Consider the following 9,291-nt stretch of genomic DNA (forward strand, 5'->3'; position numbering starts at 1 on the left):
GACCAGTGAAAAGCCGTGCGCGGCAATCACCCTCGACATGCACGAAGCCCGCCTTCCGAATGGAAGACGGGCTTCGGGGCAGGTGATTCAGCGGCCGGCGATATCGCCGTAGTCGCGCGCACCGTAGCCGGTGTAGATCTGGCGCGGGCGGCCGATCTTCAAAGGCTCGCTGTGCATTTCGCGCCAGTGCGCGATCCAGCCGGGGAGCCGGCCCATCGCGAACAGCACGGTGAACATGCGGGTCGGGAAGCCCATGGCGCGGTAGATGACGCCGGTGTAGAAGTCGACGTTCGGGTACAGGCGGCGATCGACGAAGTAGCTGTCGGTCAGCGCGGCCTCTTCCAGCGCCTTGGCGATGTCCAGCAGCGGATCCTGCACGCCCAGCTTGCCGAGGATCTGGTCGGCGGTCTTCTTGACGATCGTCGCGCGCGGGTCGTAGTTGCGGTAGACGCGGTGTCCGAAGCCCATGAGCTTCACGCCGTCTTCCTTGTTCTTGACCTTGCGGATGAAGTCCTTGACCGCGGCGTCGACGGTGCCGCCGTTGATGTTCGCCTTGATGCCGTCCAGCATCTCCAGCACGGCCTGGTTGGCGCCGCCGTGCAGGGGGCCCCACAGTGCGTTGATGCCGCCGGATACCGAGGTGAACAGGTTGGCGTCCGAGGAGCCGACCAGGCGCACGGTCGAGGTGGAGCAGTTCTGCTCGTGGTCGGCGTGCAGGATGAGCAGCATGTCCAGCGCGGCGGCGACCTCGGGGTCGACCTCGTAGGGTTCGGCCGGGAAGCCGAAGGTCATGCGCAGGAAGTTCTCCACCAGGCTCAGCGAGTTGTCCGGGTAGAGGAACGGCTGGCCGACCGACTTCTTGTAGGAGTAGGCCGCGATGGTGGGCAGTTTGGCCAGCAGGCGGATGGTGGACAGCTCGACCTGCTCGGGGTCGCGCGGGTCCAGCGAGTCCTGGTAGTAGGCCGAGAGCGCGTTGACCGCCGAGGACAGCACCGGCATCGGGTGCGCGTTGCGCGGGAAGCCGTCGAAGAAGCGCTTGAGGTCCTCGTGCAGCAGCGTGTGGCGGCGGATCCGGTCGGTGAAGTCTTCCAGCTGTGCCTGGGTCGGCAGCTCGCCGTAGATGAGCAGGTAGCTGACCTCGATGAAGTTCGAGCTCGCGGCCAGCTGCTCGATCGGGTAGCCGCGGTAGCGCAGGATGCCGGCCTCACCGTCGATGTAGGTGATCGCCGACTTGGTGGGCGCGGTGTTGGTGAAGCCCGGGTCGTAGGTGACGTACCCGGTGCTGGCCAGCAGCTTGCCCAGATCGATTCCGTCGTTGCCCTCGACGGCCTGGGTGACAGTCATGGCGTATTCGCCGCCAGGGTAGGAAAGTACCGGCTTGGCGTCGCCTGCGCCGTTGGCGTCCGAAGGCGTTTGCGCGACTTTGATGTTCTCAGCGGGCACGGAAGGATCCCTCTCAGGCTAGAACCGTAGGCGTCGGGCGCGGTCGGCGTCCGGCGCACTTACCTCAACGCTAGCCGCTCACCGGTAGCGCCGATCCGTGAGGGTCGTCATCTGCTACCTCACGGTCACATGTGTGCGATGTGAGCTCGCGGGCCCGGTCGTGCTAGCGGCCCGCGCGGTACTCACGAGTGCTGATCGGCCGGAATCTCGGCGTGGACGCGGGGAACGCGGTAGCGGACGAAGGCGGGGAAGACGGCCGCGGCGATCAGCACGCCGATCACCACCAGAACCCCACCACCGGCCGCCGCCACGGCAGTACCCATGGCGGCCGCGGTGAAACCGTGGGCAACATCACCGATGCGGGGCCCACCGGCGACGACCACGGTGAACACACCCTGCAGCCGTCCGCGCATCTCGTCGGTCGCCACCTCCTGCAACATGCTGGTCCGCAGCGCCGCGGAGAACATGTCGACCGCGCCACCGAAGGCCAAGCAGGCCAGGGCGATCCACAGTCCGACCCCGACGCTCAGCTGATGGCCGGTGCCGCCGACGGCGAGTCCGAAGCCGATCATCGCCACACCCCACAGCGCGATGCACACGACCACGGCCATGCCTTGGCGTCGCACATGGCCGAGCCATCCGGAGAACACGCCGCCGGCGACCGCACCCGCCGACATCGCGGCGAAGAGCAGGCCCAATGCCACACCGCCGGTCACCGGATCGCCGAAGGTGTCGTGCGCCATCTGCGGGAACAGCGCCCGCGGCATGCCGAACACCATCGCGATGATGTCGACGGCGAAGGAGGCCAGCAGGATGGGCTGGGTGGACAGATAGCTGAAACCCTCGACGACGGTGCTCAATCCGGCCTTGCGGGCCACCCCGGTCGGCGGGACGGCGGGCAGCCGCCACACCGCCCACAGTGTGGCCAGCAGGGCGATGGAGTCGAGCAGATACAACATCGACAGTCCGGTCACCGGAATCAGCGCGCCCGCGAGCACGGGGCCGGCGATGGCGCCGAACTGCATGACGGTCATGTTCAGCGAGTTGGCGGCCGGGAGCAGATCACCCGGCAGCAGGCGCGGAATGATGGCCGCGCGGGTCGGCTGATTCATCGCGAAGAACGCCTGTTGCACCGCGAAGAGTCCGAGCACCAGCCAGACGTTGTTCACCCCGGCCGCGGCCTGCAGCCAGAACGCCACCGAGGTCAGCCCGGTGCCGGTGCTCGTGATCAGCAGCAGGGTGCGCCGGTCCATGACATCGGCGACCGCGCCGCCCCACAGGCCGAAGACGATCAGCGGCACCAGGCCGAAGATCCCGGCCAGGCCGACATATCCGGAGCTGCCGGTGATTTGGTAGATCTGCTGCGGAACCGCGACCACCGAGAGCTGGGCTCCGATGACGGTGACGATATTGGTGACCCACAGCCGCCGGAAATCGATGTCGCGCAGCGGCGCGACATCGGCGAGCACCTTCACCACGGCCGGGCTTTCACCATGGCGCGGCGTCTTCGAGAAATCATCCCATGAATATAGCGGGTACCGGCCGATCCGCGACTCGGGCATATCGCCCGTCGCGGCGGGGATTCCGGGTCAGGGCTGCAGGCGTTCGATGCGGGCGGAGCCGATCGCGGCCGGCCCGTCCGGCAGCGTGATCCGGATGCGGTTGTGCAGCCGGCTGCGCCGGCCCTGCCAGAACTCGATCTGCTCCGGACGCAGGATGTAGCCGCCCCAATTGGCCGGGACCGGAATCTGTTCCACGCCGTCGAAACGGGCTGTGACGTCGGCCAATGCCCGATCCAGATCCTCCCGGGAGGCCACCGGGCGCGATTGGTGCGAGGCCCACGCGCCCAGTTGCGAATTGCGCGGGCGTGAGCGCCAGTACGCCGTGGTCACCTCCGTGGAGACGTGGTCCACCGGGCCTCGCAGCGTCACCTGCCGGCCCACCTTGGGCCAGGCGAAGGTGGCCGACGCATACGGCACCGCGTGGAGTTGATCACCCTTCGCGGAGTCGTAATTCGTGTAGAAAGTCACACCGTCGGCGGAAACTCCCTTGCACAGAACCGTGCGCGAGGCGGGGCGCGGACCGGCGTCGGTGAGCTCGACGGTGGCCAGCACCATGGCGTTGGGTTCGGTGATACCGGCGTTGGTGGCGAGCTCGATCCAGTTGCGCAGCAACGGTTCCCAGCCGTCGGCCGGCCAGCTCTCGGTCAGGTCCGGATCACCGCCGTATTCGGCCCGCATCGCGGCGATGTCGACATCGACGCGGGGTACGGCCCCGAAGCGGTCCGGCAAAGTCGATGAATTCGCGGTCGGAAGACCCGATTCGCCCCCCGCTGAGCCCGGTGAATTCTGCTCCTCGCGCATGGTCCAAACGTTACTCCCCAGTACTGGGGGGATAAGGTTGCAGGTGATCGGCCGGAGTGGCATACGGCCGCACCCGGCCGAGCCGGGACAGCACCGCCCCGGCCGAGCCGGGACAGCACCACCGCGTGGCCGCCCACAGATCGTGCGGCCCGATTTGCAAGGAGAGTCACAACATGACTACCAGCGCTGCGGCTCCTACTGGTCCGGCCGTACCCCCCGATTTCGTCAGTGGCCTGGAAGGCGTGGTGGCGTTCACCACCGATATCGCCGAGCCCGACAAGGACGGCGGCGCGCTGCGCTACCGCGGTGTCGACATCGAGGATCTGGTCGGTAACCACGTCACCTTTGGTGACGTCTGGGCGCTGCTGGTCGACGGGCGCTTCGGGCAGGGACTGCCGCCCGCCGAGCCGTTCCCGCTGCCGGTGCACACCGGCGACGTGCGTGTCGACGTACAGGCCGGTCTGGCGATGCTCGCCCCGATCTGGGGCTACCAGCCGCTGCTGGACATCGACGACGCCACCGCCCGCGAGAACCTCGCGCGCGCGTCCGTGATGGCCCTGTCCTATGTCGCGCAGTCCGCCCGCGGCATCTACCAGCCGGCCGTGCCGCAGAAGGATATCGACGAGGCCAGCACGATCACCGAACGCTTCATGCGGCGGTGGAAGGGCGACCCGGACCCGCGCCACGTCGAGGCCATCGACGCCTACTGGGTGTCGGCCGCCGAACACGGCATGAACGCCTCCACGTTCACCGCGCGCGTGATCGCCTCGACCGGCGCCGATGTGGCCGCCAGCCTCTCCGGCGCGATCGGCGCCATGTCCGGTCCGCTGCACGGCGGTGCGCCCGCGCGCGTGCTGCCGATGATCGAAGAGGTCGAAAAGACCGGCGACGCACGCGGTCTGGTGAAGGGCATCCTCGATCGCAAGGAGAAGCTGATGGGCTTCGGCCACCGGGTCTACCGGGCCGAGGACCCGCGCGCCCGGGTGCTGCGCGCCACCGCGAAGCGGCTGGACGCCCCGCGCTACGAGGTCGCCGCCGCGCTCGAGCAGGCCGCGCTGGCCGAACTGCGCGAACGTCGCCCCGACCGCGCCATCGAGACCAACGTCGAGTTCTGGGCCGCCGTGATCCTGGACTTCGCCGAGGTGCCGGCGCACATGATGCCGGCCATGTTCACCTGTGGCCGCACCGCCGGCTGGTGTGCGCACATCCTCGAGCAGAAGCAGTTGGGCAAGCTGGTGCGCCCCGCCGCGATCTACACCGGACCGGCGCCGCGCACCGCGGAATCCGTACCGGGTTGGGACACCATCGTCCGGTAGCTCCGGGCCTGCGCTCGTCGCTTCTCTGCCGTAGCATCTGCTCGCGTGGGTGGTGCAGAACTGTCGCGACGTCGGCTTCTGGCAGCGGGTGCGGCGGTGGCCGCGGGGTTCGCCGCAGCGGGATGCGCTACGGCGGAAGGGAATTCGTCGGTCAAGACGATCATCTCCACGGCGCCGCCCGCGCCGGTGCACCCTTCGGTTCCGCCGGTGGCGAGTCCGGTGACGGCGGCGCTGTCCGCACAGCCCGATCCGGTGGCCGTGGCCGCACGCTATGCCGGACGCCAGCCCACCGGATGGGGGATGGACCTGCCCGGCATCATCACCTCGATCCCGGCGCAGGGTAAGCAGATGGCGTTGACCTTCGACGCCTGCGGCGGACCGGACAACGACGAGATCAACACCGAGCTGATGAATTACCTCGTCGCCCATGACATTCCGGCGACGCTGTTTCTCAACAAGCGCTGGATCGACGCCGACCCGCGCCGGGCCGAGCAACTGGCCGCTAATCCGTTGTTCGAACTCGCCAACCACGGCACCCGGCACTGTCCGCTCTCGGTCACCGGCCACACCGCCTACGGCATCGCCGGCACCGCATCCCCGCAACAGGCGATCGACGAGGTGTGGGGCAATCACGAGCGGCTCACCCGGCTGCTCGGGCATCCGCCGCGGTTCTTCCGCGCGGGCACCGCGCATTACGACGATGTGGCGGTGGCCATCGTGCGGGATCTGGGAGAGACACCGGTCGGCTTCAGCATCAACGGGGACGCCGGCGCGACCTTCTCGGCCGCGCAGGTGCGCACCGCCATGTCGGCGGCGCAGCCCGGCGCGATCTCGATCGCCCATATGCACCGCCCGAAATCCGGTACCGCCGAGGGAATGTCGGTGGTTCTGCCGGTATTGCGTTCGCGCGGTTTCGAATTCGTCAAACTGCCCTGAGGCGCGCGCCTCACAGTTCGGCCGAGGCCTCCCAGTCCACGGCCACCGACTCGCCGCGGTCCACGGCGAAGAACGCGACCTCGAGATGCCGGCCCAGATCGACCAGTTCGATCGCCGGGAGCGGCACCGGCTGCACGATCCGTACTCGCCACGGCTGTGGTTCGTCCCAGGCGCGCAGTTCCAGATCCAGCCGCAGCACCGGATCGTCGCGGCCCGAATAGTCGGCGGCGATCGGCGTCGCGGCCAGCACGGTCGCGTCGGCGCGGCGGCCCGCGGACAGGATCTTCGAAATGCTGACCCGCGTCGCCTCCGTGACGCCGGGCACGTACAGCACCAGCCGCTCCCGATCACCCGGATCGACGCGGCAGCCGACCACATCACCCGGTTGCATGGACTCCCGGTCGGCGTCGCTCACTCGTTGCCGCACCCGGGTCTCGTACGGCGGTGCGCCGTCGAGCTGGATCCGGACCCAGAAGCGATGGCCGGCATCGATGCGGCCCGCGGCCTCCGTCCGTTTCCGCGCGCCGTCGACGGAAAGGGCCGCGAAGGTGGAGGCCCGGCAGGGCCGGACCCCGAGAATCGTGGCCTTCCCGGGCAGGCCGCGCAACAGCAGTTCGTGGCGCGCTCCATCGGAGAGCATGCCCGTACGCAGCACGATTCCGACTCCCTCGAGCCGCTTGACCAGGCGTGCGCCCAGGCCGGGCCCACCGCTACCGGTCCGGGTGGATCCGTCCGCCTCGCACCGGGGAACCGCGGTGGGCCCGGATGCCGCGGATGCGGCGGAGGTGCCCGTGGAGTCCGGTCGCTCCCGCCCTGTCATGCTCATTGCCCAACGGTAACGGGCGGACGTGCGCCGACACGGTGTTACGGACATCTGCGCGGTTTCGGCACGCCCGTCGCATCCGTGTGCACAACCTCGACCCACCCACGCGCGAGACCCACATCACGCTCTAGGCTTGAGCCCATGACCGCTGCCTTTCCGAGCATTCCCGACGATCTGAAGCCCGCCGACGGACGGTTCGGCTGCGGCCCGTCCAAGGTCCGTCCCGAACAGCTGCGCTCCCTCGTCGAGGTCGGCGCGTCCGTGATGGGCACCAGCCACCGTCAGAAGCCGGTCAAGGACGTCGTCGCGCGCGTCCGTTCGGGCCTGCGCGACCTGTTCTCGCTGCCCGAGGGCTACGAGGTCGTGCTCGGCAACGGCGGCACCACCGCGTTCTGGGACGCCGCGGCCTTCGGCCTGATCCGCGACCGTTCGCTGCACCTCACCTACGGCGAGTTCTCCTCGAAGTTCGCCGCGGTGGCCAAGCGCAACCCGTTCATCGGCGATCCGATCGTGGTCTCCTCGGACCCGGGCACCGCGCCCGAGCCGGTCTCCGACCCGGTCGCCGACGTGATCGCGTGGGCGCACAACGAGACCTCCACCGGTGTGTCGGTTCCGGTGCAGCGGCCCGCCGGCTCGGACAACGCGCTGATCGCCATCGACGCCACCTCCGGCGCGGGCGGTCTGCCGGTGAATATCGCCGATGCCGACGTGTACTACTTCGCGCCGCAGAAATGCTTCGCCTCCGACGGTGGCCTGTGGGTCGCGCTGATGAGCCCGAAGGCGCTGGAGCGAGTCTCCGAAATCAAGGATTCGGGTCGCTACACCCCCGAATTCCTCTCGCTGCCGATCGCGATCGACAACAGCACCAAGGATCAGACCTACAACACCCCGGCGCTGGCCACCCTGCTGTTGTTCGCCGATCAGATCGAGTGGATGAACAACAACGGCGGTCTGGACTGGACCGTCAAGCGGACCCTCGATTCCTCGTCGCGGCTGTATTCCTGGGCCGAGTCCAGCGAATTCGCCACCCCGTTCGTCGCGGAGCCGGCGCACCGCTCGCAGGTGGTCGGCACCGTCGACTTCGACCCGTCGGTGGATGCGGCGCAGGTCGCAAAGGTGTTGCGCGCCAACGGCATCGTCGACACCGAGCCCTACCGCAAGCTGGGCCGCAACCAGCTGCGCGTCGGCATGTTCCCCGCGATCGACCCCGAGGACGTGTCGCAGCTGACCCGCTGCATCGACTGGGTGGTGCAGCAGATCAGCGCCTGATCGCCACAGCGTTCGGATAAAAGCTCGCGAAAGTCGCGGAATTTCGTCACCGAAATCCGCGGCTTTCGCGTTTACGCTGTGTTGGTGTGCGCCAACCGAAATCGTGCCGGAAGTTTGCCGGGGCGTGGGCCGGTGAGCGTGGAAACAGAGCAGATTAGTCGTCCTCAGCACCGCGGCGGTAGATTTCAGGCCGCGTGTCTTGCCACACGAATCTCAGAAGTGCACTACTGTTCCAGAACGTGGGCGGTGTCGCGAGCTAGTTGGTGCTCGGCGCAGCTGTGATCGACGCAGCGATAAGGAGGTAACGGTGCGTGAACTTCGAGTGATCGGATTGACGCCCGATTCCGCGCACATCGTGTGCGTCGATGCCGAGACCGGTCAGAAGTACCGGCTCGCCGCCGACGAGAAGCTGCGTGCCGCCGCGCGTGGAGACCTTGCCCGATTCGGCCAGATCGAGATCGAAACGGAGGCGACCATGCGTCCTCGCGATATTCAGGCTCGGATCCGTGCCGGTGCGTCGGTGGAGCAGGTCACCGAGGAGTCCGGCATGCCGGCCAGCCGGGTGGAGCGTTTCGCCTACCCCGTGCTGCTCGAGCGTGCTCGCGCGGCCGAGCTGGCGCAGAAGGCGCATCCGGTGCGCAAGGACGGTCCCGCGGTGGAGACGCTGATCGAGATCGTCTCGGCCGCGTTCGCCGAGCGCGGCCACAATATCGATATCGCCGAATGGGACGCCTGGAAGGACGAGAAGAACTACTGGGTCGCCCAATTGCAGTGGCAGGCGGGCCGTTCGGTGATCGCCGCGCACTGGCGCTACCAGCCGGACGCGCACGGCGGCTCGGTGGTGCCGCTCGACGATCCGGCCTCGGACCTGATCGATCCCGATTTCGGCCGCGCCCTGCGCGGACTGGCGACCATCCTGCCGGAGCCGGCGCCCGAGCCCGCCCCGGTGGTGGAACCGGTCTCGGCCGGGCCCGTTCAGACCACCGCGGTGGCCGAGACCGGCGAGGCCGGTTTCGACGAGTACTTCGAGCAGCGGGCCGCCGTGGGCGGCACGGCGGTTCCGGTCAGCGCCAAGAGCGCCGTGGCGGCGAATCCGCCGAGCACGACGACGCCGGCGGCTCCCACGACCCCGGCGCTCCCG

General features: G+C 68.5%; 8 protein-coding genes. 4 read left to right on the top strand and 4 right to left on the bottom strand.

Going from position 1 to position 9,291, the window contains the following annotated elements; translation table 11 throughout:
* Nucleotides 1–87 precede the first annotated feature (87 nt).
* From NK1_RS28030 to pdxH, 3 genes are all read right to left on the bottom strand, one after another.
* On the bottom strand, nucleotides 88–1,443 hold the full coding sequence (locus NK1_RS28030; RefSeq protein ID WP_084461658.1) for a citrate synthase: 1,356 nt from the start codon (nucleotides 1,441–1,443) through the stop codon (nucleotides 88–90).
* Nucleotides 1,444–1,625: 182 nt separating this feature from the next.
* Nucleotides 1,626–2,918, bottom strand: a complete 1,293-nt coding sequence (locus tag NK1_RS28035; protein ID WP_245660878.1) for an MFS transporter — start codon at nucleotides 2,916–2,918, stop codon at nucleotides 1,626–1,628.
* A gap of 114 nt (nucleotides 2,919–3,032) precedes the next feature.
* Nucleotides 3,033–3,806, bottom strand: coding sequence for a pyridoxamine 5'-phosphate oxidase (gene pdxH / locus NK1_RS28040; protein WP_084461662.1), 774 nt, complete (start codon nucleotides 3,804–3,806; stop codon nucleotides 3,033–3,035).
* 173 nt (nucleotides 3,807–3,979) lie between these two features.
* Here pdxH and NK1_RS28045 point away from each other — a divergent pair, with 173 nt between their 5' ends.
* On the top strand, nucleotides 3,980–5,122 hold the full coding sequence (locus NK1_RS28045) for a citrate synthase 2 (protein WP_036497980.1): 1,143 nt from the start codon (nucleotides 3,980–3,982) through the stop codon (nucleotides 5,120–5,122).
* A 45-nt stretch (nucleotides 5,123–5,167) separates the two neighbouring features.
* On the top strand, nucleotides 5,168–6,058 hold the full coding sequence (locus tag NK1_RS28050) for a polysaccharide deacetylase family protein (protein WP_245660875.1): 891 nt from the start codon (nucleotides 5,168–5,170) through the stop codon (nucleotides 6,056–6,058).
* Nucleotides 6,059–6,068: 10 nt separating this feature from the next.
* Here the strand turns inward: NK1_RS28050 and NK1_RS28055 are convergent, their stop codons facing one another.
* Nucleotides 6,069–6,884 carry a hypothetical protein gene (locus NK1_RS28055; RefSeq protein WP_245660876.1) on the bottom strand — a complete coding sequence of 272 codons (816 nt, stop codon included), beginning with the start codon at nucleotides 6,882–6,884 and terminating at the stop codon, nucleotides 6,069–6,071.
* 138 nt (nucleotides 6,885–7,022) lie between these two features.
* On the opposite strand from NK1_RS28055, the gene serC reads away from it, so the two are divergent.
* A complete protein-coding gene (gene serC, locus NK1_RS28060; RefSeq protein ID WP_062994372.1) occupies nucleotides 7,023–8,150 on the top strand; it encodes a phosphoserine transaminase in 1,128 nt (375 codons plus the stop codon).
* A gap of 307 nt (nucleotides 8,151–8,457) precedes the next feature.
* Nucleotides 8,458–9,291, top strand: an 834-nt coding sequence (gene sepH, locus NK1_RS28065) for a septation protein SepH (protein ID WP_063013518.1), incomplete at its 3' end; no start/stop codon positions are given.

The organism is Nocardia kruczakiae NBRC 101016 (assembly GCF_001612965.1).
Classification (GTDB): domain Bacteria; phylum Actinomycetota; class Actinomycetes; order Mycobacteriales; family Mycobacteriaceae; genus Nocardia; species Nocardia kruczakiae.